The 22,708-nt window shown below is 65.7% G+C and carries 20 protein-coding genes; 2 read left to right on the top strand and 18 right to left on the bottom strand.

Going from position 1 to position 22,708, the window contains the following annotated elements; translation table 11 throughout:
- Nucleotides 1-63: 63 nt before the first annotated feature.
- The 5 genes from ACHMW6_RS14595 to ACHMW6_RS14615 all read right to left on the bottom strand — a co-directional run bounded on the left by ACHMW6_RS14595 (nt 64) and on the right by ACHMW6_RS14615 (nt 8,675).
- Nucleotides 64-978, bottom strand: a complete 915-nt coding sequence (locus ACHMW6_RS14595; RefSeq protein ID WP_395407807.1) for a diguanylate cyclase domain-containing protein — start codon at nt 976-978, stop codon at nt 64-66.
- A complete protein-coding gene (locus ACHMW6_RS14600) occupies nt 975-5,306 on the bottom strand; it encodes a PAS domain-containing protein (RefSeq protein WP_395407808.1) in 4,332 nt (1,443 codons plus the stop codon). Before ACHMW6_RS14600 ends, ACHMW6_RS14595 begins: the two co-directional genes overlap by 4 nt.
- Before the next feature lie 125 nt (nt 5,307-5,431).
- Nucleotides 5,432-6,655 carry an acyl-CoA dehydrogenase family protein gene (locus ACHMW6_RS14605; protein ID WP_395407809.1) on the bottom strand — a complete coding sequence of 408 codons (1,224 nt, stop codon included), beginning with the start codon at nt 6,653-6,655 and terminating at the stop codon, nt 5,432-5,434.
- A 168-nt stretch (nt 6,656-6,823) separates the two neighbouring features.
- Complete coding sequence (locus ACHMW6_RS14610; protein WP_395407810.1) at nt 6,824-7,894, bottom strand: phosphotransferase; 1,071 nt, start codon at nt 7,892-7,894, stop codon at nt 6,824-6,826.
- A gap of 52 nt (nt 7,895-7,946) precedes the next feature.
- A complete protein-coding gene (locus tag ACHMW6_RS14615; protein ID WP_395407811.1) occupies nt 7,947-8,675 on the bottom strand; it encodes a histidine phosphatase family protein in 729 nt (242 codons plus the stop codon).
- 88 nt (nt 8,676-8,763) lie between these two features.
- Here ACHMW6_RS14615 and ACHMW6_RS14620 point away from each other — a divergent pair, with 88 nt between their 5' ends.
- Complete coding sequence (locus ACHMW6_RS14620; protein WP_395407812.1) at nt 8,764-9,216, top strand: SRPBCC family protein; 453 nt, start codon at nt 8,764-8,766, stop codon at nt 9,214-9,216.
- Between the two features lie 74 nt (nt 9,217-9,290).
- Nucleotides 9,291-9,539 (top strand): transcriptional regulator, encoded by a 249-nt coding sequence (locus ACHMW6_RS14625; protein WP_395407813.1) that lies wholly within the window; start codon nt 9,291-9,293, stop codon nt 9,537-9,539.
- A gap of 69 nt (nt 9,540-9,608) precedes the next feature.
- Here the strand turns inward: ACHMW6_RS14625 and ACHMW6_RS14630 are convergent, their stop codons facing one another.
- From ACHMW6_RS14630 to mshL, 13 genes are read right to left on the bottom strand one after another with little or no spacing between them, the layout of a single operon-like run.
- Complete coding sequence (locus ACHMW6_RS14630; protein WP_395407814.1) at nt 9,609-10,157, bottom strand: prepilin-type N-terminal cleavage/methylation domain-containing protein; 549 nt, start codon at nt 10,155-10,157, stop codon at nt 9,609-9,611.
- A 24-nt stretch (nt 10,158-10,181) separates the two neighbouring features.
- Complete coding sequence (locus ACHMW6_RS14635; protein ID WP_395407816.1) at nt 10,182-10,982, bottom strand: hypothetical protein; 801 nt, start codon at nt 10,980-10,982, stop codon at nt 10,182-10,184.
- Complete coding sequence (locus ACHMW6_RS14640) at nt 10,982-11,866, bottom strand: ABC transporter permease (RefSeq protein WP_395407818.1); 885 nt, start codon at nt 11,864-11,866, stop codon at nt 10,982-10,984. Before ACHMW6_RS14640 ends, ACHMW6_RS14635 begins: the two co-directional genes overlap by 1 nt.
- Nucleotides 11,863-12,561, bottom strand: a complete 699-nt coding sequence (locus tag ACHMW6_RS14645; RefSeq protein WP_395407819.1) for a type II secretion system protein — start codon at nt 12,559-12,561, stop codon at nt 11,863-11,865. The genes ACHMW6_RS14640 and ACHMW6_RS14645 overlap by 4 nt, the downstream gene beginning before the upstream one ends.
- Nucleotides 12,558-13,298 (bottom strand): hypothetical protein, encoded by a 741-nt coding sequence (locus ACHMW6_RS14650; RefSeq protein ID WP_395407820.1) that lies wholly within the window; start codon nt 13,296-13,298, stop codon nt 12,558-12,560. The genes ACHMW6_RS14645 and ACHMW6_RS14650 overlap by 4 nt, the downstream gene beginning before the upstream one ends.
- Nucleotides 13,282-13,746 carry a hypothetical protein gene (locus tag ACHMW6_RS14655; RefSeq protein ID WP_395407821.1) on the bottom strand — a complete coding sequence of 155 codons (465 nt, stop codon included), beginning with the start codon at nt 13,744-13,746 and terminating at the stop codon, nt 13,282-13,284. Before ACHMW6_RS14655 ends, ACHMW6_RS14650 begins: the two co-directional genes overlap by 17 nt.
- A complete protein-coding gene (locus tag ACHMW6_RS14660; protein WP_395407822.1) occupies nt 13,743-14,399 on the bottom strand; it encodes a hypothetical protein in 657 nt (218 codons plus the stop codon). Before ACHMW6_RS14660 ends, ACHMW6_RS14655 begins: the two co-directional genes overlap by 4 nt.
- A complete protein-coding gene (locus ACHMW6_RS14665) occupies nt 14,396-15,964 on the bottom strand; it encodes a hypothetical protein (RefSeq protein WP_395407823.1) in 1,569 nt (522 codons plus the stop codon). Before ACHMW6_RS14665 ends, ACHMW6_RS14660 begins: the two co-directional genes overlap by 4 nt.
- A gap of 3 nt (nt 15,965-15,967) precedes the next feature.
- Nucleotides 15,968-17,173 (bottom strand): type II secretion system F family protein, encoded by a 1,206-nt coding sequence (locus tag ACHMW6_RS14670; protein ID WP_395407824.1) that lies wholly within the window; start codon nt 17,171-17,173, stop codon nt 15,968-15,970.
- Between the two features lie 2 nt (nt 17,174-17,175).
- Complete coding sequence (locus tag ACHMW6_RS14675) at nt 17,176-18,879, bottom strand: GspE/PulE family protein (RefSeq protein WP_395407825.1); 1,704 nt, start codon at nt 18,877-18,879, stop codon at nt 17,176-17,178.
- 11 nt (nt 18,880-18,890) lie between these two features.
- Nucleotides 18,891-19,724: a tetratricopeptide repeat protein gene (locus ACHMW6_RS14680; RefSeq protein WP_395407826.1), complete on the bottom strand. Its 834-nt coding sequence runs from the start codon at nt 19,722-19,724 to the stop codon at nt 18,891-18,893.
- The gene (locus tag ACHMW6_RS14685; RefSeq protein ID WP_395407827.1) at nt 19,721-20,851 is read right to left on the bottom strand and encodes a hypothetical protein; all 1,131 of its coding nucleotides are present in this window, start codon (nt 20,849-20,851) and stop codon (nt 19,721-19,723) included. Before ACHMW6_RS14685 ends, ACHMW6_RS14680 begins: the two co-directional genes overlap by 4 nt.
- The gene (gene mshL, locus ACHMW6_RS14690; RefSeq protein ID WP_395407828.1) at nt 20,848-22,707 is read right to left on the bottom strand and encodes a pilus (MSHA type) biogenesis protein MshL; all 1,860 of its coding nucleotides are present in this window, start codon (nt 22,705-22,707) and stop codon (nt 20,848-20,850) included. Before mshL ends, ACHMW6_RS14685 begins: the two co-directional genes overlap by 4 nt.
- Nucleotide 22,708 lies beyond the last annotated feature (1 nt).

Below are 22,708 nucleotides of genomic sequence, written 5' to 3' on the forward strand. Positions count from 1 at the left end.
GGCGCATGCACGGCGGATCAATGATCCGCCCTACAGCCCCTTTGGGGCCAAACCGTACAACCGTTACGCGGCGCAGTAGCGATTGCGTCCGCTCTTCTTGGCCTGGTAGAGCAGGCTATCGGCGGTCCGGATCAGCATTTCCGGATTGCCGCCCTCGCAAGGCGCCTGCGTGGCGGCGCCGATGCTGACGGTGACGATTTCGCTCGCCGTTGACATGCGGTGCGGAATGGCCAGCGTGCGCACTTCCTGCAGGATGTGCTGGGCAACCGATTCGGCGCCCTGCGCCGCCACATTGGGCAGCAGCAGCACGAACTCCTCGCCGCCATAGCGCGCCAGCATGTCCTGCGGCCTGCCCGCGCAGTGCTTCATGGCGCTGGCGACCGCCTGCAGGCACGCGTCGCCCGCCTGGTGGCCATAAGCGTCGTTATAGCTCTTGAAGTGGTCGATATCGATCATGATCACGGACATCGGCGCTGAAGCCCGTGCGCAGCGCCGCCACTCGTTGCCGAAGGTATCGTTGAAGCTGCGGCGGTTGGCGACGCCGGTCAGCGCGTCCGTCAGCGTGAGCTCGCGCATGGCGTCGGACTGCCGCTTCAGGGTCAGGTGGGTGCGTACGCGCGCCTTGACCACGGCCATATTGAATGGCTTGGTGATGAAATCCACGGCGCCCGCCTCGAGGGCTCGCGTTTCATCCTCCGGCGTGGTCAGCGCCGTGACGAAAATGATGGGGATATCCTGCACCTCCGGCTCGGCGCGCAGCACCGCGCAGACCTCATAGCCATCCATGCCAGGCATCACCGCATCCAGCAGGATCAGGTCCGGTTGCTGGGCGTGCGCCAGTTCCAGCGCCTTCGCACCATTCAGGGCGAACAGCAGCTCATGCTCCTCGCCCAGCACATGGTTCAGGATCTGGATGTTTTCAATGGCGTCATCCACGATCAGGATACGTCCATTGCGCGACTGGTCGCCCCAGCTCATGCCCATTCCCTCCTTTTCAATAGCTCCTTGACGAGATGTTCGGCAGCCGTGAAATCGAGCGTGTCGATCGCTTCGGCCAGCGCCGGCGCCAGATCGGGGCTTGCATGCGCGATCGGCCTGCGCAAGGCCTTGTACGAGGCCAGCGCCTTCATATTGCTGTTCCTTAGCAGGGAAAGCAGGTCGGCCAGCGCGGCGTTCAGGTCTTCCGGTCCGGCTTCGCCTGCGGCGCTGGCAGCGGCGTATCCGGGTTGCGGCAGGCTGCGCGCAGTGGCGACCACGGTGCCGATTGCGTCATCCAGGTCCTGCAGCAGTGCGGACAGGGCGCTGTCCTGCTCGTCCGCCAGTGCGGCCTGGGCTTCGGCGCACAGGTCGGCGATCTCGTTCGCACCCAGGTTGGCGGCCACGCCGCGGAGGCGGTGCAGGGCCAGGTGTGCGCCATGGCGTTTGTCTTCGGCCAGCAGCTCGTTGACTTCGGCCACGGTAGCGCCCTGAGAGCGCTCGAAGCGCTTCAGCAGGGTGACGAAGGCGGGATAGTCGCCATCCATGCGGCCAAGTGCGGCGTGGAGGTCGATACCGTCCAGCGGCGCGTGTTCGGCCGAAGCGGCGGAGTGGTGCGGCGGCGTGGTGGGCGTAGCGTGGGCCCGGCCGGCGAGGCGGGTGAGCGTGGCGATCAGTTCATCCACATCGATGGGCTTGGCGATGTGGGCGTTCACGCCGGCAGCCATGGTGCGGCGGCGGTCTTCCTGCATGGCGTTGGCCGTCATGGCGATGATGGGCAGGTCCGCCAGTCCCATGGCGCGGATCGCGGCCGTGGCCTCATAGCCATCCATCACCGGCATCTGCAAGTCCATCAGCACCGCGTCGGCCCGTCCCGGCGCTGCACGCAGCATTTCGACCGCAATCTCGCCGTTGGACGCTGTTTCGACCTGCGCATTGGCATGCAGCAGGATATAGCGCGCCATTTCCTGGTTGATTTCATTGTCCTCGACCAGCAGCACGCGCATGCCGGCCAAGCGGCCCGCCAGCGGCGTGCGGCTGGGCTGCTCGGGCATTGGCGCAGCGCCGGTGAGCGATTCCAGCGCGGCCGCCTGCAACTGGTTCGGCGTGAAAGGCTTGGACAGTACGGCGTCGATCTGCAGGCTGCTGGCCAGCGGCCGCAGGTCCTCGGCCGAATGCTCGGCCGCCATCACGATCACGTGCGGCAGCACCAGGCCCGGGATGCTGCGCGCCTCGACCAGCATGCTGATGCCGTCGGCCTCCGGCATGGCGCTGTCGATGACCAGCAGGTCGATCTTCTGCTTGTGCCCGTGCAGGGTGCGCAGCGTGCGCAAGCCCTCGGCCGCGCTTTCTGCCGTCCACACCATCCAGCCCAACGCATCGCCGGCGTTTTCCAGTGCATGCAGCACGCTGGCGTTGTTGTCCACCGCCAGCACGCGCAAGCCCTGCAAAGCCGGCGGAATCTCGGCATGCGGCGTGCCGGGCGCGCACAGCAAGGGGCAGACGAAGCGGAACGTGGAGCCCGTGCCAGGCTGGCTTTGCACGCTGATCACGCCGCCCATCAGGTCCACCAGACGGCGCGAAATGGCCAGTCCCAACCCTGTGCCGCCATACTTGCGGCTGGTGCTGCTGTCGCCCTGGGAGAATGCATCGAACATGCGCAACTGCTGGTCGGAGGGGATCCCGATGCCGGTATCGTGCACATAGAATTCCAGCGTGATGCGCGGACCGTCGCGCTCCGCTTCGCGCACACCGAGCACCACTTCACCGTGCTCGGTAAACTTGACGGCATTGCTCATCAGGTTGAGCAGCACCTGGTGCAGGCGCATGGCGTCGCCCACCAGTTCGGCCGGCAGGCCGGGCGCGATATTGAAGACCGGTTCCACGCCTTTGTCCCAGGCGCTGCCGGCCACCAGCATGGCGGTATTGGCCAGCAGGTGCTCCAGGTTGAAGCGTGTCTGCTCCAGGCGCAGCTGGCCGGCTTCGATCTTGGAGAAGTCCAGCACGTCGTTGACCACGCCCAACAGCGACCTGGTCGCCATCTGGATCTTGCCCACATAGCTGCGTTCACGCCGTTCCAGCGGCGCTTCTTCCAGCAGGCGCGCCAGGCCGACGATGGCGTTCATCGGCGTGCGGATCTCGTGGCTCATATTGGCTACGAACTCGCTCTTGGCGCTGCTGGCCGCCTCGGCGCGGTCGCGGGCCCGCATCAACTGTTCGTTCAGCTCCTGCAGGCGCAGTTCGCCGCGCTTCAGTTCCGTCACGTCCGAAGCCAGGGCATAGAAGCCGCGCACGGCCTCGTGGTCGTACAGGTCCGGTATCAGGTTGATCCAGGCGTAGCGCAGTTCTCCGTTCGGCAGTGCGATCTCGCGCGCGAAGTTCTGCGGCGCGCCATGCAGCACCGCGTTGAGCTGGGGCTGGATCTGTTCGATCAGGAAGCCGGGCAGCAGGGCGGACATGTGGGCGCCTATCGTCTCCTCCTGCGACTTGCGGAACCAGTCAAGGAAGAACTTGTTGGCGAAGTGGCAGCGCAGGTCGGCATCCCAGTAGGCGACGATGCCCGGCAGGTTGTCCGTCACCGTACGCAGGAAGGCATTGCTGCGTTCCAGGCGCTGAGATGCGCTGAGCAGGGCCGCGTCCGCGCGCTTGCGCTCCGTGATGTCGAGCGAGATGCCCAGCAGGTGGGCAGGCGTGCCTCCTTCGTCGTAGAGGGCGACCTTGCGCGTGGTGAGCCAGGTTTGCTCGCCATCGCCGCGGCGCACTTCTTCTTCCTTGATCAGCATTTCGATGCCGGAGTTGAGCACGTGGCGGTCCGCCTGTTCGAAACCGGCTGCCATTTGGGACGGGAACAGGTCGATATCCTGCCTGCCCAGCACTTCCTCGCGCTGGCGGCCGAGGAATTGCTCGCCCTGGCGGTTCAGCAGCTCGTAGCGCAGCGTTTGCGCTTCCTTGACAAAGACGACCGCCGGCATGTTCTCCAGCACGGACATGAACAGCTGCTTGGAACGGCGCAGCTCCTCTTCTGTGCCTTTTTGCTCGGTCATGTCGACCAGCAGGCCGGTGATGCCGACCATGCGGCCATCGCTGGCGAATACCGGGTAGTAGCTGGCGTCGAAGTGGCTGTCCCGCTCCGGGCGCGCCAGTGAACGGCCGCTCATCCTGGTCCCGGTCACGGGCTTGCCGGTTTCCAGCACAAGGGCGTAGGCGTTGTTGACGGACGCCAGCAGGTCCGGATCGCGGATCAGTTCATCGAAGCGCTTGCCCAGCTGCTCGCTGACTTTCATGCCATTCAGCGCGGCCAGGTAATCGTTGATCATCAGGATGCGCAACTCGGTGTCGACAAAGCTCAGCCCGACCGGGACAGAGGCGCAAATCGTTTCCAGCAGGGCGTTATTGTCTTCCAGCTGGCGGGTGCGTTCATGCACCAGCTGTTCCAGTTCCTGACGGTGGCGGGTGAGGTCTTTTTCCACCTGCTGCAGGGCGCCTGCGACCTCGTTCGCTTCGCGGAAGTTCATGGGCTGGATGTTCAGCGGCGTGCCTTCCGCCAGCGCGCGCGCCGGCTCGCTGAGGGCGCGGATGGAGCGGCTGATGCGGCCGGCCATGTTCCAGGCCAGGCCGAAACCGGCCAGCAGCATCAGGCCGACGACGATAGCCAGCAGGGCAAGGTAGCTGGTTTCGCTGGGCGGGGCGGGGACGGTGACTGTTATCTGCCATGGCGCAGTCGGGCTGTTGCGGTAGGTGGCCGTGGCCGGCGGCCGGGCTGGCGTGCCGGCTGCGGCGCCGGCGCTGCTGGCGATCGTCTGGTTCTGGGCGGTCTGCACGGTAGCCGTCACGCCGGGCGTCCGCGGTTGATTGGCCAGCAGATCGTCCAGCAGCGTGGGCGCGAGCAGCATGGTCACGGCCAGTGCGGGCTGCCCTTCACGGGGGATGGGAAAGTCGAGGGCGAGCGGCCCACCGGCGGCGAGGCGCGTCAGAGCAGGCTGGCCCTGGGCGAAAACCGGTTGCAGGCGGGTGGCATTGGCGGCGCGGGGCAGGGCATCGCGGGTGGTGGCCAGCACCTGCCCGCTGGCGTCGCTCAGCAGCACTTGCTGGACGGGGAAGCCTGGCCGCAGCAGGGCGGAAGCCTGGCTGTGGAAGCCTGCATAGTCGCCGGAAGCCAGGCCGGGAGCCGCCGCCAGCGTCCGCGCGGCGCCTTCGACCGCCTGCAGCTCCCGATCGAGGGAAACGGCGATGGCCTGCGCCAGCCTTTGCTCATCAACGGGCGCCTGCGGCAGGCTGAAATGGGCAATGAAAAGGACCAGCGCGCCCAGCGCGGGCAATGCGCAGGCCAAGACCAGCAGCGTGATCTGAGAACGTATCGACGGTAAGGGTCTTCTGACATCGTCCCGCACAACGCATCCTTTCGGAATAGTGGCTGCAGGACGATGATAGCTCAGCTCACAAACTGAGCAAAGTATTACGCCCCATGCCTGGCCAACTCCAGCTTGGCAATGGCGTTGCGGTGGACTTCGTCCGGCCCGTCGGCTAACCGCAAGGTGCGATTGGCAGCCCACTGGTAAGCCAGCGGGAATTCGTCGGACACGCCGGCCGCGCCGTGCGCCTGGATGGCCCAATCCAGTACCTGCTGGGCTACGTTTGGCGCCAGCACCTTGATCATCGCGATTTCGGCCTGCGCAACTTTGTTACCGACGGTATCCATCATATAGGCCGCTTTCAGCGTCAGCAGACGGGCGGTATCGATCTGGATGCGCGCTTCCGCGATGCGTTCGCGCCACACTCCCTGCTCGGAAAGGCGCTTGCCAAACGCTACCCGGGTGTTCAGGCGCTGGCACATCAGCTCCAGTGCGCGCTCCGCCACGCCGATGGCGCGCATGCAGTGGTGGATGCGGCCCGGTCCGAGGCGGCCCTGGGCAATTTCGAAGCCGCGGCCTTCGCCCAGCAGGATGTTCGATGCGGGCACGCGCACGTTTTCAAACAGTACTTCGCAGTGACCGTGCGGAGCGTCGTCATAGCCGAAGACAGGCAGGGGACGCACCACCGTCAGGCCTGGCGTGCCGGCTGGAACCAGGATCATCGACTGCTGCTGGTGGCGCGGCGCGTCGAAGTCGGTCTTGCCCATGGTGATATAGATCTGGCAGCGCGGGTCGCCTGCGCCGGAGATCCACCACTTGCGGCCATTGATCACGTAATGGTCGCCATCGCGCTCGATGCGCGTTTCGATGTTGGTGGCGTCCGACGATGCGACGGCCGGTTCCGTCATCGCGAAAGCGGAGCGGATTTCGCCTCGCAGCAGCGGTTCCAGCCACTTCTGCTTGTGCTCCTCGGTGCCGTAGCGCTCCAGCGTTTCCATATTGCCGGTGTCCGGCGCGGAGCAGTTGAAGACCTCCGCTGCCCAGGGCACGCGGCCCATGATCTCGCACAGCGGCGCGTAATCGAGGTTGGACAGGCCTTCCGGGGCGCGCTTCGACCGCGGCAGGAAGAGGTTCCACAAGCCCTGTTCACGCGCCAGCGGTTTCAGGCGCTCGATCAGCTCCGTGGGGATCCAGCGGTTGCCTTTTTCATGGCCGTTGCGGTCCACTTCTTCGTGGAAGGCCTTTTCGTTGGGGTAGATGTGCTGGTCCATGAAGGCCAGCAGGCGGCCTTGCAGGTCCTTGCAGCGGTCGGAGTATTCGAAGTCCATTGCTTGTGTCCTTGTGTGTTGGCGGATCATGCACGGCGGATCAATGATCCGCCCTACAGTCCCGTTGGGGCCAAATCCGTTGATTGGCGCGCGCGGTGGGGCAAAAATCGGTTGGTGCGCGCGCGTTGCCGCGCCGCGTAGGGCGGATCATTGATCCGCCGTGCTGGCTCAGTCGATAGCCTTCCCCTGGGCGTAAGCCCATCCCAGCTCCGCCATAGGCTTGGCGAGCTTGCCCGATTCGAGCGCCTGCGCGCTGGCCGCTGTCCCGTCGACATAACGCTTCATGATGCCCTGCATGATGCTCGCCAGGCGGAACATATTGAAGGCCAGGTAGAAATTGAAATCCTCCAGCCGGATATTCTTGCCCGTGCGTTCGGCGTACTTCGCGATGTACTCACGTTGCGAAGGAATGCCCAGCGCCTTCAGGTCCAGTCCCCCGATGCCGCGGAACTGGCCTGGAGCGATATGCCAGCCCATGCAGTGATAGCTGAAGTCCGCGAAGGGATGGCCGAGCGTGGAGAGTTCCCAGTCCAGCACCGCCAGGATACGCGGCTCGGTGGGGTGGAAGATCATATTATCGAGGCGGTAATCGCCGTGGACGATGGACGTGTCGTCGCCTGGTGGAATATGGCCCGGCAGCCAGTCGATCAGGCTATCCATCGCCTCGATGGTTTCGGTCTCGGAAGCCTTGTACTGCTTGGTCCAGCGCTCGATCTGGCGCTGGAAATAGTTGCCCGGCTTGCCGTAGTCGCCCAGGCCGATGGCGTTGTAGTCCATGCTGTGCAGCTGGGCGATCACACGGTTCTGCTCATCGTAGATCGCGGCGCGTTCGGCGGGCGTCATGCCGGGCAGGGCCTGGTCCCACAGCACGCGGCCGTCGACAAATTCCATCACATAGAAAGCTCGCCCGATGACCGATTCGTCCGTGCACAGGCAATACTGGCGGGCGGCCGGGAAGCCGGCCTTGTTCAAAGCGTCCATCACGCGGTATTCGCGGTCGATGGCATGGGCCGAAGGCAGCAATTTGGCAGCCGGCGCGGGCTTGGTGCGCAGCACATAGTGCGTGTCGCCCTTGCTCAGCTTGAAGGTCGGGTTGGACTGGCCGCCCTTGAATTGTGCGACCTTCAGCTCGCCCTCCGGATAGCCTTCCACATGCTGGCGCAAATAAGCGTCCAGCGCGGCCATATCGAAGCTGTGGCGCTCCGATACGGCCTTCGTTCCCATGAATTCTTCGAACATAGCGTCTCCTTATTGAAGGGCTATCGTACAACAGAAAAGAACGAACGTGCTATTAATTTTGCTGGAAAGTGACGCGGAACTTCATGTACTCGGCCAGGAGTTGCTCCATCGTGGTCGTGCGCGTGGCTGTTTGCAGGGGCGCGGGCGGGGAATAGTTTGCAAAGCGCAGCACCCAGTCCTGTTGCGACTCGCCCACGTCGATCGCGTTGATGCAGCCCGCCGTCTGCGACATGCCGCCGAAGAAGGTGCGCTGGCCCTGGGTGAGGGCGTAGGACAGGATGGCGCGGTTGACGCCGCCGTGCAGGACCATCAGGACCGTGTCCCAGCTTTTGTCCGCGCGCAGGCGGTCAAGGGCAGGGTGGACGCGGTCCAGCAGTTCGCCAATGGTTTCGCCGCCGAGGAAGCGTTTGTCTTCCGCCACCACGCCTTCGAAGGCGCCGGTGAAGGCGGCCTGGATTTGCTCGTCCGGAATCGCGGAAAGGCGCCCGCCGTGGATTTCCTCCAGTTCCGGCCAGATTTCCAGTTCGATCTGCTGGCCCGTTTCAGCCAGCGCACGCTGTGCCGTTTCCACGGTGCGCGGCAGTCCGGAGACGATCACGCGGTCAAAGCGCAGTTGCTGCCGGGCGAATTCGCGGCCGGCGGCCGCGGCCTGTTCGCGGCCCGCTTCGTTGAGGGGAACGCTCTCGGGCAGGATGGGTTTCCCGCTGGCGTCGAAGTAAGTCACGCTGCCGTGGCGCATCAGGAAGATGCGGCGGCGCGGTTGTTTGGTAAAGGTAGTCATTTTTTTAGAGTATCAGAATTTTACGCAACCAAATGGTTGCATCTGTGCGGTGCGTGGCATACCATGCGCATCAAAGGAGGACGTCACCATGACTGACCGTATCGAGAAACAGATTCAATTGAAGGCGCCGGTGTCCCGCGTTTGGCGCGCACTGACCAATCATGAGGAATTCGGCGAATGGTTCAAGGTGAAGCTTGAGCAGCCTTTCACGCCGGGCCAACCGAGCACCGGCCATATCACGCATCCGGGCTATGAGCATATCCGCTGGAACGCGATGGTGAAGGAAGTGGTGCCGGAAACGCTGTTTTCCTTCACCTGGCATCCGTATGCGATCGACCCGAACGTGGATTACTCGGGCGAGCCGCAAACGCTGATCGAGTTCCGCCTGAGGCCTGTGGATGGCGGCACGCTGCTGACGGTGACCGAGTCCGGCTTCGATTCGATCCCTGAACATCGCCGCGCGGAAGCCTTCCGCATGAACGATGGCGGCTGGGGACAGCAGATGCAGAACATCGCGGAATATGTCGCTGCGCACCCTTGAGCGTGTTGCCCAGGCCCAGGCGCCGGTGTTTTCGGCGCTGGGCGATCCCCACCCGCTTGTGGCTGGTGGGACGCTTGTCGGATGGTTCGCCGCAGAGCATTTCAGAGTTAACCACGGGCTCGCAGTTGACGCGGCAGGCGATTACCAAGCATTTGCAGGTGCTGGAGGGCGCCGGGCTGGTGCGCTCGTCGCGCAGCGGGCGGGAGAGCCGCTACGCGCTCGATCCTGAGCCGATTGCAGGGGCGCGCGAGTGTCTGGAGCAGGTGTCCGCGCAGTGGGATGCGGCGCTGGGGCGGCTGAAGGCGTTTGTTGAAAAATCGTGAAAAGCTGGTCCGCGCCGCATGCCAAGGTGGCTGGCACGTCGTGCCTGCCACCAGCCTTTGCTTTTGGTTTCAGAAGAAGATCGCCGTGCGCGTGATGATCGTGCCGTTATTGGTGTATGGCCCCGTCGCCCGCACATTCCCAGAATCCGGCTTCCCATCATCCAGCTTCGCATCGATCTGTTCGGCGAATGAATCCGGCAGGTTGTCGAAACGGATGCCATTGCCCGCCCGCCCGCCGACCATATCGTTGTAGATGTAGACCGCGCCGCCTTGCGCGCTGGTCATGAAATCGGTAGTGCCGTTGTAGGAGCCCGTGATCAGTCCCGCCAGCGCGAGGTGCTGCGGCGCCAGCTGGTATTCGGTGATTTGTCCATCGCCATTGCCGTTGCCGGTGGCGCCGGGGACGTGGGTGGTCGCCATGATGTCGTCGCCGGGCAGGGCGCGGTAGCGGTCCTGGTAAGCGTTGACGGCAGCCTGCAGCGACTGCGACTGCTGGATGATGTTCTTCACCTTGGCGCTGTCGATCAGGCTCTGTCCCTTCAGCACGCCGCCCAGCAGCAAGCCAATGATGACGAGGACAATCGCGATTTCAACGAGGGTAAAGCCGCGTTGGGACATGGGTTGTTCCTTTCGTGAGTGCATTTATCTTAGCGCCCCGTCTTGCGCTGCGGCGCGCGATTCTGTTGCTTGCAAGATGCGTTCTAGTTCGCGCAGGTCCCGTTCGGAGCGGACCTGGCCAGTGGCGAGCATGGCGCCGGCCAGTTGGCGGGTGGCTTGCAGTTCATTGTCCTGCGCGAGGAGCGCATCCAGCTGCTGCGCCCAAGGCGGGGCTTGCGGCGCGCTGGCGCGCAGTTCGGCGGCGTATCGGTGTGCGCGCTGCGGGTCGTGCAGGCGGTGCTGAGCGATCAGCGCGGCATGCGCGAGCCATGACCAGCGGCGGTTGGGGTCTTCGGCGAAGCGCTCATGCACGAAGTCCAGCATCTGGCTGGTGCGGTGCTGGTCGTTGACGGCTGCGTAGACTTCTGTCGCGGCCATCAGCGGGTATTGGCTGCGCGGGTCAAGATCGAGTGCTCTTGCGAGCCAGGTTTGCAGATTGTTGTAGTCCATTTCGCGCCAGCGCAGGGGCGCGCCGGGCTGGTCGTCGTAGGCTTGCAGGTCGAGCATCAGCATCTTCGATGCGGCTTCGGGCTCGCCGATGCTTGCCAGCCGCAGTGCTTCCAGCGTGGGCGCGCGCGGCAGGTCTTGCACTTTGGGGTGCCGGGGGCTGTCGGCCGCCAGGCGCAGTGCGAGGTGCAGGCAGAGTGCGGCCAGCAGCGCCACCATCACTGCCGACGGTGCTCGGCAACGCCGCAGTGCACGTCCGGAACGCGTTGCAGGCGCGGCAAGACGGACGCCGCGGCCGCGGATGGTGGGCGAGGGGACGGGCGATGATGGTGGGCGCATCAGAAGTCCCTCCGGTGCAGGTCGAACGCGGAGGCGGCGACAAGGAGGACGAGGTAGATCGCGGTTTGCGCGCCGATAAGGGCGAGCGCTGGGAGGCTACCGCTGCCGTAGAGCAGCCAGGCGGTTTGCGTGAACTGGTCGAGGCGAGGCAGCAGCAGGGCGATGGCGTCGATGGCGGTGCTGATGGCGCGCTGCGTCGCGTCGCTGGTGGGGGCGTGGCCGAGGAGCTGGAGGGTGCCGAGGCTGCGGGACAGCAGGTAGAAGCCCGCCACCATCGCCAGCGCAGGCACTGGACGCGTGAGCGTGATCGTGCAGAACACGGCGAATGCCACGATCAGCCAGAGTTCGAGGAGCAGCGAGAGCGACCACAGCGCGGCCTGCACCGGCGCGGCGAAGAAGGCGATGACGGCGCCGAAAAGGACGGCGGGCAGCAGCGCGGCCGAAGCGAAGCCGGCCAGTTTGCCGGCCAGCCAGGCAGTGCGCGGGATGGGCAGGGCCAGCAGCATTTCGGTACCCTTGTCGGCCGCTTCGCGCGCCATGCCGGTCACCACAAAGGCCGCCATCAAGGCAACTGAGGCCAGCCGCAGCGCGGCGGCTACCAGGGCAAGCTGGGTCTCACGTGTTTCGGTCAGCGCTATCGCCGACAGCAAGCCTGAAATGCCGGCACCGGCAAGGGCAGCCGCCAGCACGAGCCAGAGCAGGCGGCCGCGCACCGCCTCCAGGAGCGTGTAGCGCGCGATCGTGCCTACTGCGGCCCATGTGGCGACACGGTATATGGCCGGCCGCGCAGGGATGAAGGCGTCAGGCGGAGGCGCGTTCGGAGCGGCGGAGGGCTGCGCGGCAGCGATGGCCGGCGCGGTGCCTGGCGAGGCGCGGTCGTTCATGGCAGCCTCTGTGCGGCGAGCATGCGGTTGTAGAGGATATTGGGCGATAGCCACACCACGATATCGTCATACGAACCGCCCGGCGCGGCTGCGTTGTCGGTGGCGGTGCGTGCAATGAAGGCGCGTCCGGCTGGCGACATATTGTACTTCTCATCGAGATTGCCGCTGCCGGCATCGGCCATGCGCACGCCGACATCACTGTAGGAACCGTAGCCGTTGCGGCCATGCGAAACAATCACCGCCGGAATATCGTTGGCCGCGCTGGCGGACACCAGGTTGCCCTGTGCATCGCGGCTGGCAATCGTGATATCGCGCGGGGTGTTGAGCCGGAATAGCGTGCTGCTGTCGCTGAAGGCCGGTGTCACGCTGTAGAGATAGAGATGGTTCCAGCTATCGAGCTTGGACAAGCCCAGGGTCGCCCAGGGCAGAAAGCCGATGCGCCGCTCATTGGTGCAGCGCGCCCCATCGCGGTCCTCCAGACCATTGGCGGCGGAGATGGCGGGACAGGGCAGATAGCCATTGCGCACGGCGAACCCCACCAGTGCGTCGCGCGCCTCTTCCATCGCGCGCTGGGTGTCGGCCACGCGGCGCTGCTCGAGCTGGACGCTGAGCGGCGTCACCAGGCCGCCGATCAGCAGGCCGACGATCACCAGCACGATCGCCATTTCGACAAGAGTGAAGCCGCGGTTCTTCATGGCAGTGTCCTGGCCCTGGCCATCAGTTCGTACATGGTTTGCAGCGGCACCACGGCCAGCAGGTCGTCGAACTCGCCGCCGGGAAGGCGCGGGTCATCGCTGGCCGCGCGGCTGATAAAGCCGATGGACGCCGTATCGTTGCCCACTTCATCGAGATTGGCTACGGCGCCATTGGCCAGCCGCAGCCCATTCGCGTGTGTTCCCAGATTCCTGCGTCCCTGGGACAGCACAACGGCCGGCGCGCACTGCGCAGCCAGCTCGCAGCGCTCCTGGCCGACGGTGTAGAACAGCAGTCCTCGCCCGTCGCGCGCCTGTACGCGCTTGGTGGCGATGGCCGACACGCGCTGGATCGGCGGGACAGTGAAGCCCGGCGTCACCGCATAGCGCAGCACCTTGCCCCAACTGTCCACGCCTTCCACTCCGAGATCGACCCAGGGCAGGAAGCCGCTGCAATCCTGCTCGCCGGCGCAGGGTTGCGCACGCTCCCGGCCATCGATGGCAGAAACCGCAGGACGCGGCAGCCGCCCATGCGTCGCGGCGAAGCCGACCAGGGCATCGGTGGCGCGGCCAAGCGTGGCAACGGTGCGGCGTTCGCGGATCTGCTCCACATTCGAGCGCGAAAAGGCGCTGATCAGCAGGCTGGCCGCGGCCACGCTGCCGACAACCAGCAGGAGCAACAACGCTGCGCCGCGTTGTCGCGTGGCGGGGCGGCGCAAGATTCTAGCGACCTGTTTCATGGATCGCTCCAGTGGCGGGATCGTAGCTCTGGCCCGGCTTGAGGACGATTGTGCGCCCCTCAATCTGCACGTGCGCGGCCTTACCCCGTTCCGTCGTCTGCGCCTCGCGCGGTTCTCCGTTCACGAAGACAGTCGTCTGCCCACCGCTGCGGCGGATGATGCCGGACAGTTGCACCTGCTCCGGCTGCGCGGGCGGCGCAGCTTCCGCACCCGGTGCGGCCCCAACGACTCCAGGCGCCCCGGTCATCGGCAGGCTGGCTGCGCCGGCGGCAGGGATGGCCATGGCGCCCGGCGAGGCGCCAGGCATGTTCGACGCCGCGCCGTTGCGCAGCGAATCCAGCTGCGCGCGCTCGCTCGGCGTGGTGAACAGGCGCCCCATCGTGATAAAGCTCTGTGCGGACGCTGAAGCGGCGGCGCAGCAAAGGGCAATGAGAAGGGCGCGCTTCACGGCCGCACTCCACTGGATGTGACGGGGGGTACGGTCAGCGTCACCCAATTCAGCCTGCAATCCGCATTGAGCGTGGGCGCCAGCGGCGCCGTGCCGGCATTGGCGGCGCGGCGGATTGTGCAATCCTGCACGGTGAATGCGCCTGCCTGGCGCAGGTCCGTCAGGAAGTGGAGCAGATCCAGTTCGTGCAGCAGGTCCATGCGCAGCGCCATGCGGCTGCCGCGCAGCTGATAGTCGCCGGTGGAAAGCTGCGTCTCGAGCAGGTAGGGCTGCTGCGGCTCGATCTCATAGCTCAGGGGCAGCAGGCGGCGCCGCTCCTGGATCTGGCGGATCGCTTCGACCCACTCCAGGCGCCGTTCATCGCCGATCAGGCCCTTGCGCCGCAGCTCGAGGAACTGAGGCTGGTACAGGCGGATCTCGGCCTTCTCCGTTTCCGCATGCGTGAGCCGGGAGCGTGCTTCGTCGCGCCGTGACTCGGAATAGGCTTCCGCCGAACGCGCCTGATTCATATGCCAGTAACTGGCGAAGACGGTGGCGGCTGCGATGCCCGCTGTGCCGGCGAATATTACAGCCGCCTTGCGGATCTGGCCGAATTCCCGCATCCAGGCTGGCATGGCGATGCGCAGGGGAGCGCTGTCCGGACGGGCCATCATGGCTGCCACACCAGGTTGAGAGCGAACTTGGCGCGTTCGCCGGCGCTGTCGGGATTGCCCGCCTTGCCACTCAGTTTGACATTGGGCCGCACGTCGAACGGCAGTTGCTCGACCGTGACCTGCATGCGCGGATGGCGCATCAGCTCCTGCGTGAACTGGCTCATGCCCAGCAGAACCTGGCGGTAATCGTTCTCGCCGGCCAGCACCTCGGCCTGCAGGCGCAGCACCTGAGACGGCGCCTTGGGAATGCCGATCAGGAGCGACGATTGCGGCGCGACCAGGGCCGCCGAGGTAGCGGCGGCCGGATTCATGGCCGTTTCCGTCATCGGCCGCACGCCGGGCACATTGGCATGCCAGTCGATCTGCATCAGCCGGATCTGCGGCGATTTCTCCAGCGCTTCGCTGACCATGTTCACCATCGCCAGCGGCCATGGTCCCTGGCGCGCCACCATCTGGTCGATCAGCACGGCCGCTTTCATATTGGCCGTCTTGTCCATTGCCGGCGGCATGTCGGACATGCTCGTCCTGTAGGCGCTTTCAAAGCGGCCCGTCTCCGCGGCCAGTTCCGCGGCCCTGGAGGCCGACAGCGCGTAATGGATCAGGTTCGCGGTGGTCCAGATCAGCCCCGCCGCCGCCAGTACTGCGCTGGATGCATACAGGGCGATGCGCGTCTGCCAGAAGCGGAAGTAGCGGCCTTTCTCGCCCAGAGGGTAGTGGCTGGACGGCTGCTCGTCGCCCAGCCAGTGCAGCAGCAGGCCGTCGGCCTGGGCCGGCGGCGCGTCCATGCCCAGCTTTTCGGCGGCGGTGTCGATCGGCTCGAAATGGTAGTACAGGTCCGTCGAATCGGTGCAGGCGGTGGACAATCCTTCGATCGCCGACGTGGGCGTGATGAGGACGACGTGCAGGACTTCGCCCCGTTCGAGCAGGCGCACGCTGGCCAGGAATTGCTGCGTGCGCGCCGTTTCGGCGGCGATCAGCCCTGGCTCGCCCGCATGCCCATCGGCCTGCACCAGGCGCGAGAACTTGAGCTGATGGTTGTGGAAATAGCTTTGCCGCATGCCTGCCGGTTGTTCGGTGACCAGCAGCAGGTGCTCATAATGCAGCTCGAGGTTCTCCAGCAGGTTGGCCCACAGGAGCGTGGCCGAATAGACGCCGGCCAGCGGCGTCTGCTGCTGCTCGAGCGTGTCGACCCACGGCGCCAGCAGGGCTGGATTGGTGAGTGCGGTGAGAAGCACGTGGTCGTCGCGGCGCCCTTCCTCTTCGCGTCCCTGCATCTTGCAGCAGCGGTAGGGCGTATCGCGGTAGGCCTGCGTCAGGCGGCGCTCGACCAGTTGCCTGCCTGCGCGGCCGCCCACATGCGGCACGAGCTGACGCTGGAAGTCCTCCTCGACCAGGTCGGCGAGCAGGAAAGCCGGCGTGGCGCCTTGCTCTTCCAGGTAAGCGGCAAAGGCGTTCGTGCCTGGACGGCCCGGTTCGAAAGTGGCGCTGTCCGACAGTTCGCCGCGCCGCCACTGGCAGGCGGTGAGGCGCTCGCTGGTCAGGTAGAAGAGCTGTTTGCGCAGCATGGCTCAGATCCTGATTGAACTGATGGTGTCGTAGATCGGACCGAGCACGGACAGCATGATCCAGCCCAACAGCAGGCCAAGGATCACCGTCATCGCCGGCTCGATCATGGCCTGCACACGCTCGATCTGCTCGCGCACTTCGCGGTTGTAGAAATAGGCGACATTGCGCAGCGCGCCATCCAGTGCGCCCGTGGTTTCGCCGACGCGCAGCATGCGCACCACCAGCGGCGGGAAGATGCCCGTTTCCTGGAATGCCGCGGCAACGGTGCGGCCCTCGCCGATCAGTTGCCCCGCGCGCCGCAGCGCAGTCGCCACGACGCGGTTGCCTGCGATGCCCTCCGAGAGCCGGATGCATTCAAGCACCGTGATGCCGGAGGCGTACATCAGCGCGAAATAGGTGGCGATGCGGGCCAGGATGATTTTCTGCAGGACGGCGCCCAGGGGCCAGGAGCGCAGCTTGAATGCGTCGAAGCGGTAGGCGGCGCGTTCGCTGTGGCGCAGCCACCAGCGCGCCCCTTGCCATGCGAGCAGGGGCAGGGCGAGAATCAGGTACCAATAGTGGACGAAGGCATTGGATACGGCGATCAGCGCACGCGTATGCAGCGGCAGCTCCTGGCCCATATTGCGGATGAAGGCGGTAAGCTGCGGCACAAGGTAGATCATCAGGAAGAACACGACACCGGTGACAATCACCGCCACCAGTGCCGGATAGGCGAGCACCTTGCGTGCCTGCGCTGCCAGTTCATCCTGCCATTTCAGGCTTTCCGCGAGGTTGGCGAAGACTTCATTGACTTTGCCGCTTTGCTCGCCGGCGCGCACCAGGCTGGTAAAGGTCGGATCGAACACTTCCGGATAGGCTGCCAGCGCATCGGAAAGCTGCAGGCCGCCTTCGATGCTCTCCACCACATCCGTCAGGACTTCGCGCAGGCGCGGGTGGTCAATGCTGTCGCGCAGGTCGCTCAGGCCATCGAGGATCGGCACGCCGGCACTGCTCATCTGCTCCATGTGGAAACTGAAGTTGATCAGATCCTTGCGCGTGATCGGGCGGCGGCCGAGGGCGATTTCGCGCGTGCGCGTCTCGCGGTAGTCGATCAGGTCCAGTTCCATGCGGCGCAGGCGCGCTTCGAGATCGGGCGCATTGAGTGCGTCCATATTGCCCGGCACGATTTCGCCGCTGGCATCCATGGCGCGGTAGAGGAACTGTTTCATGATCAGGCCAGCCTCTCCGTCAGGTCGACCACGCGCGACACTTCTTCCAGCGTGGTCACGCCTTCCAGCACACGCCGCATGCCGTCGTCCACCAGGGACGTGAAGCCGGCGCCGCGTGCGGCGTTGCGCAGCTCGCGCAAGGAGGCGCGGCGGGCGACCAGTTCATCGATGTCCGCGTTCATCTTCAGCAACTCCATGATGGCCATGCGGCCCTTGTAGCCCTGATGCGCGCACCGATCGCAGCCGACCGCACGGTAGATGGTGGCGTCGGGCGCGTCCGGGTGCAGGCCTAGCAGGCGGCGCTCCAGCGGATCGGCGGTATGCGCTTCACGGCAATGCATGCACAGCTTGCGCACCAGGCGCTGGGCGATGATGCCGATGATATTCCCCGCCAATACGTCCGCCACCACGCCGATATCGAGCAGGCGCGAAATGGAGCCGACGGCGGAATTGGTGTGCAGGGTGGAGTAGACCTGGTGGCCGGTCATGGCGGCGGCCAGCGCCATGTCGGCCGTTTCCTTGTCGCGGATTTCGCCGACCAGGATCACGTCCGGGTCCTGCCGCATCATGGAGCGGATGCCGTCCGCGAAGCCCAGTTTGGCCGATTCGTTGACTGAAGTCTGGCGGATCATGTTCATCGGGTATTCGACCGGGTCTTCCAGCGTCATGATGTTGACGCTTTCCGTGTTGATGTGGCTCAGGATCGAATACAGGGTGGTGGTCTTGCCGCTGCCCGTCGGCCCGGTGACGAGGATCAGGCCATCGGGGCGGGCGATCATCAGCTTCAGCACATCCAGGTCGTGCTCGGAAAGGCCCAGCTGTTCCAGCGGGACGATGCCTTTCTGGCGATCGAGCACGCGCAATACGAAGTTTTCGCCGTGCGTGGTCGGCTGGGCGCTGGCGCGGAAATCGATCTGGCGGCCGGAGAATTTGATCGAGATGCGGCCGTCCTGCGGGGCCCGTGTTTCGGCGATGTTCATATTGCTGATCACTTTCAGCCGCACGGCCATCGCCGGCCAGTAGGATTTGTGCAGGCTGCGGATCTGGCGCAGGATGCCGTCGATGCGGTAGCGGATGCGCAGGAAGCTGTTTTCCGGCTCGAAGTGGATGTCGGAAGCGGCGTTCTGCACGGCGTCCGCCAGCAGGGCGTCGATCAGGCGCACCATGGGGTGGCTGTATTCGTCGGACGTGGCATCGAAGCTCTGGTAGTTCACTTCACCGGTTTCGATTTCGTGCAGGATGCCGTCGATGGACAGCTCGAAGCCGTAGTAATGGTCGATGGCGTGGGCGATGTCCGAATCGTTCACCAGCAGCGGCACGATGGTGATGCCCTTGACCAGCATGGCGCTGATCTGGTCCAGCGCCACGATATTGCTGGTGTCGGACATGGCCAGGATCAGCCGGTCCGTGCCGCGTTCGTACACGATGGGGAACACGCGGTAACGCTTGGCCACGTCCTTGGGAATCAGCTTGAGGGCGATCGCGTCCACCACCAGCGATTTCAGGTCGGCGGACTGGGTCCTCAGGTTTTCGCTCAAGGCTTCGCGCGCCGTAGCCTCGGTGACGAAGCCGAGCGTGATCAGCAGCTTGCCAAGCGGTTCGCTGCTGCGGCGCTGTTCAAGCAGTGCGATACGAAGCTGGTCTTCGCTGATCACGCCCTTCTGGATCAGCAGACGGCCGAGCGGGATTTTGGTCTGTTCTGCCATGTAGTCCTGCGTCAGGGCGCGGTGGCGCCCAGCTCTTGCAGGCGCTTGCGCACGGCATTCGGGTCAAAGCCGGCCGGCGCCGCCTGCGCCAGCGCCAACGCGCGCTGGTAATAGCTTTGCGCCAGGCGGCCCTGGTTCAGCCGGTCCAGTCCGACGGCGAGGTTGAACGCGTAATCGGGGTTGGTGGGCGCGGCCGTGAAGGCGCGGAAATAGGATTGCTGGGCTTCCGGCCAGCGGCCCTGGCGCGCGTACAGGTTCCCCAGGGCGAAATGCCCGGCCCCGGATTCGGGTGTGCGCTGCAGGGTGGCCTTGAGTTTCGATTCGGCCTGTTCGATGTCGCCGGGACGCAGGGCGACCAGGCCGGCCAGGGCTTCCGCGTCATTCGGGTCGAGTTCGAGCAGTCGCACGTAGTAGTTGGCGGCGGCCTGCCGCCCATTGCGTTCGCGGATCGCCACGGCTGCGCTGCCGAGCAGGGCGTCGCGGTTGTTCGGGTCCTGCAGCAGGGCGGTGTCGTATTGCTGGCGTGCGGCAGTCAGGTCGCCGGCATTATAGGCGGACCAGCCGTTTTGCACGGCAGGGCTGACCTGGGCGGCGGCGTTGTTGCGGGTGATACGCACGTCGCCGGCGTCTGCTGGCAACGGGGCAGCGGCGGGCGTGGCCGCGTGCGATGGCGCGAGCGGCGCGCCCGCTGCTGCCGCTGTTACGTCGCCTGCGCCTCCTGCAGGGTGCGGACCTGCGGCGTCGCGCGCGGCGCGGGCTGCGCGTTCCTCGGCATCGCGCATTGCCTCTGCGCGGATGGCCGGGTCCTGTATCGCTGCCAGTGCTTCCGGCGTGGGGATGATCACCTCGCGGTTGGGACGAGTGGGCGGCGCCGGTCCGCGGCCCGCCCTCGCACCGCGTGCGATGGTAGCTGTATCGACGGCGCCGGCGGTCGATGGGTGTGCAGCCGGGGTGACCGGTGCACCGTGCGACGCGGCGGCGCCGGCGACGGCTCGGGCAATGCTGGCGTTGTTGGCGCCGTGCCCGGCGAAGCGGTAGAGGGGGACGGAGCGGCGGCGACGGCGGGCGTGGGTACTGCGCCGGGCCGGGTGGCGTCTACGCCGGGAATCACCGTGGCTGGAACGCCGCCGGGCGTCGCGGCGATGGTGCCCGGCGGCAGCATTGGCACCGGCGGCAATGCGGCGCCGGGCCGGCCGCCGACTGCACGGAAGTAGATGAAGCCAAAGGCCAGCAGGATCAGGACGAGAAGGCCAACCAGCACGGCCAGACGGCGGTTGGAGGCGGCCGAAGCGGCACGCGTGGCGCCAGGTCCGCGGCGCATGGACTGCGGCATGCCTGCGGTCGCGCCAGGGCCGGCACCGGCAGACGCGCCAGGCATCGCGCCGAAGGAGCCGCCGGGCGCTGGGCCACGGAAGCCGCCGGACAGTGAATCAGTGCCGGCGCCGGGCATGCGGGCGCCGGGCGTGCGCGGTAAAGGGTCAGTGGTGCGCAGCCCTTCCTTCTGGCTACGCGAACGGCCGAACGCTTCCGCGGCGTGGGCAGTTTCGACAGGCGAAGCGGCGTGCGGCGCTTCGTCGGCGCCTAGCCCGCCGGGCGAACGTGGCCCGTGCGGCATGTCGGACGCCAGGCGTGCCTCGGCGGCTGCGCGCGCCGCAACGGCGGGCGAACGGCGCGCGCCGGGACGCGCCTGCGGCGGCACCGGATCGTGCACGACTTCGGTGGCCGGAATAACGGGGATGTCCGCGGCGTCATCCTCAGCCGAAAGATCGGCGGCGGTAAGAGCAGGCTCCATCGGCTCCAGCGAAAACGCCGGACCGCCGACCGGATGCTCCTCGCTGCCGGCGGCGGCACGCTGGATGTCGGTCTCGATCGGCGCGAGTTGCAAGCCATCCTGTTCATGCTGCGGCTCGGTGAGCTGCACGCCCTGTTTGGCGCGCTCCGCCTTGCGCAGCGCTTGCATCAGCAGGCTCATAGCTCACCCGCCTTGCTTTGTCCCGGCAAGAGATAGCGGTATTCCTTATAGTCGCCGGACATGCTCGCGTCCTTCACGACCACGGGGCGCAGGAAGATCACCAGTTCCGTTTTGCTGGCCGTCTCGTTCCGGTACGAGAACAGGTTGCCGACCACGGGGACGGCGCTCAGGAGCGGAATGCCGTCCTTGGCATGATCGACCGAATCCTGCATCAGGCCGCCCATCACGGCGATCTGCCCGCTGTGGACCTTCATCACGGACTCCAGCTCGCGCGCCTGGATGATGGGCACCCGGCTCACCACATTCTGTTTGGACAGCTCCGGATTAGGGTCCTGCACGAAGCCGACCACGCGCGTGATGGTGGGCCGCACATTGAGCGTGACTTCATCGCTGTCCGAGATCTGCGGCGTCACGCTCATCACGAAGCCTACCGGCACGGTTTCCAGCTTCGACTCGTAAGTGGCCGGCGTGGCGATCGTGCCGGTGGTCGTCAGGACGGCGGGCGTGACTTTGAGCGTGAAGAAGATATTGTTGTCCACGACCTTCAGCAGTGCGGTCTGGTTGTTCAACACGCTGATCTTGGGGCTCGACAGCACCTTCACTTTGCCGAAGGACTCCAGCAGCTGCACGGTGGCGCTGATGCTGCCGAAGCGCGTGGTGGGATTCAGGTAGTCGAACACGAACACGCCGGGCGAGGAGCCGGGAGCGATGCCCGAGGGCAGGGGACTGGTGCCGATCTGTCCCTGCCGCACCGTGGAATTGCCATTGATGCGCGACCAGTTGATGCCCTGCTGGTACTGGTCGCTCAGCTTGACCTCGATGATGGTCGCTTCGATCAGTACCTGGCGCTTGGCGGTGGACATGACGATGTCCAGGAATTCCTGCACTTTCTCGTGCTGCCGGCTGGTCGCGCGCACGGCGAGCAGGCCGCCTTCGGGGTTGGCGATCACGGACTGCGAAACGCGTGTGCTGCTGCCGCGCGCCTGGGCTGCTGCGGCCTGGTTGCCAGGGTAGCCAGCCGCGCTGCCGGGATAATTCGGGTCCGCCGGCTGAGCGCTGCCGTACTGCGGCCCTGCGCCCGCAACCGCGCCCGCCACGCCGCCCTGTCCACCGCCGGCCGCCATCAGCGCCTGCTGCTGCAACGCCATCGCCTGCTCGCGCATCTGCGCCAGCGGATCGGTCAGCGGGTCATTCAGGTTGGTGGGGCGCAGCATGTCCCGGATATTCTTCTCCAGGCTGTACCAGAAATTATTGTCCGACCGGTTGGCAACGGAGGTCGTCGAATTGTTATTCCCGCCAGCGCCGCTCAGCGGATTGCTGGTGGTCGCCGTGGAAACCGCACCGCCGCCATATTGCGAACCGCCGGAGCCGCCTGTGGTCGAAATCTGGGTGGCGATATTCACGCTGCTGTTGGTGCTGCGCGCAATGTTGACGTAGTCGATGCGGTAGTTCTTCCAGTAGGGCTGGTCCGGCAGCACGATCAGGTTCTTGCCCTCGATTTCGTAGCGCATGTCGACCTGCTTCGAGATGCGCGAAAGCAGCTGGGGCAGGGTCTGGTCGAGCGCATTCAGCGTGACGATGCCTTCGATGGACGGGTGGATGTCCACGTTCAGGCCCGCATCGCGTGCGAGGGCAAACAGCACGGATTGCACCGGCACGCGGTGCACCGCCACGCTATAGGTTTCCTGCCTGGCCGTGGGACGGGGCCGCGGCAGCGCCGCCTCTTGCTGCACCGGTTCAGGAATCGCGCCGCCCGCCGGAACGGGCTCGCTCAGGTGCGACGGCGACTGCGGCAGCTTGGGCGATGCACAGGCGCCGAGCAATGCGCACATCAGGGAAGCCGCAAGTTTTCTCATC

The sequence above is a fragment of the Pseudoduganella sp. UC29_106 genome, assembly GCF_044055365.1.
Lineage (GTDB): Bacteria > Pseudomonadota > Gammaproteobacteria > Burkholderiales > Burkholderiaceae_D > Rugamonas.

What these genes read in the sequence shown, in the direction of transcription:
- ACHMW6_RS14595 (WP_395407807.1), bottom strand. Translation starts at nt 978, where the DNA reads ATGAGCTGGGGCGACCAGTCGCGCAATGGACGTATCCTGATCGTGGAT.
- ACHMW6_RS14620 (WP_395407812.1), top strand. Translation starts at nt 8,764, where the DNA reads ATGACTGACCGTATCGAGAAACAGATTCAATTGAAGGCGCCGGTGTCC.
- ACHMW6_RS14640 (WP_395407818.1), bottom strand. Translation starts at nt 11,866, where the DNA reads ATGAACGACCGCGCCTCGCCAGGCACCGCGCCGGCCATCGCTGCCGCG.
- ACHMW6_RS14605 (WP_395407809.1), bottom strand. Translation starts at nt 6,655, where the DNA reads ATGGACTTCGAATACTCCGACCGCTGCAAGGACCTGCAAGGCCGCCTG.
- ACHMW6_RS14615 (WP_395407811.1), bottom strand. Translation starts at nt 8,675, where the DNA reads ATGACTACCTTTACCAAACAACCGCGCCGCCGCATCTTCCTGATGCGC.
- ACHMW6_RS14610 (WP_395407810.1), bottom strand. Translation starts at nt 7,894, where the DNA reads ATGTTCGAAGAATTCATGGGAACGAAGGCCGTATCGGAGCGCCACAGC.
- mshL (WP_395407828.1), bottom strand. Translation starts at nt 22,707, where the DNA reads ATGAGAAAACTTGCGGCTTCCCTGATGTGCGCATTGCTCGGCGCCTGT.
- ACHMW6_RS14665 (WP_395407823.1), bottom strand. Translation starts at nt 15,964, where the DNA reads ATGCTGCGCAAACAGCTCTTCTACCTGACCAGCGAGCGCCTCACCGCC.
- ACHMW6_RS14685 (WP_395407827.1), bottom strand. Translation starts at nt 20,851, where the DNA reads ATGAGCCTGCTGATGCAAGCGCTGCGCAAGGCGGAGCGCGCCAAACAG.
- ACHMW6_RS14650 (WP_395407820.1), bottom strand. Translation starts at nt 13,298, where the DNA reads ATGAAACAGGTCGCTAGAATCTTGCGCCGCCCCGCCACGCGACAACGC.
- ACHMW6_RS14675 (WP_395407825.1), bottom strand. Translation starts at nt 18,879, where the DNA reads ATGGCAGAACAGACCAAAATCCCGCTCGGCCGTCTGCTGATCCAGAAG.
- ACHMW6_RS14645 (WP_395407819.1), bottom strand. Translation starts at nt 12,561, where the DNA reads ATGAAGAACCGCGGCTTCACTCTTGTCGAAATGGCGATCGTGCTGGTG.
- ACHMW6_RS14630 (WP_395407814.1), bottom strand. Translation starts at nt 10,157, where the DNA reads ATGTCCCAACGCGGCTTTACCCTCGTTGAAATCGCGATTGTCCTCGTC.
- ACHMW6_RS14670 (WP_395407824.1), bottom strand. Translation starts at nt 17,173, where the DNA reads ATGAAACAGTTCCTCTACCGCGCCATGGATGCCAGCGGCGAAATCGTG.
- ACHMW6_RS14660 (WP_395407822.1), bottom strand. Translation starts at nt 14,399, where the DNA reads ATGATGGCCCGTCCGGACAGCGCTCCCCTGCGCATCGCCATGCCAGCC.
- ACHMW6_RS14635 (WP_395407816.1), bottom strand. Translation starts at nt 10,982, where the DNA reads ATGCGCCCACCATCATCGCCCGTCCCCTCGCCCACCATCCGCGGCCGC.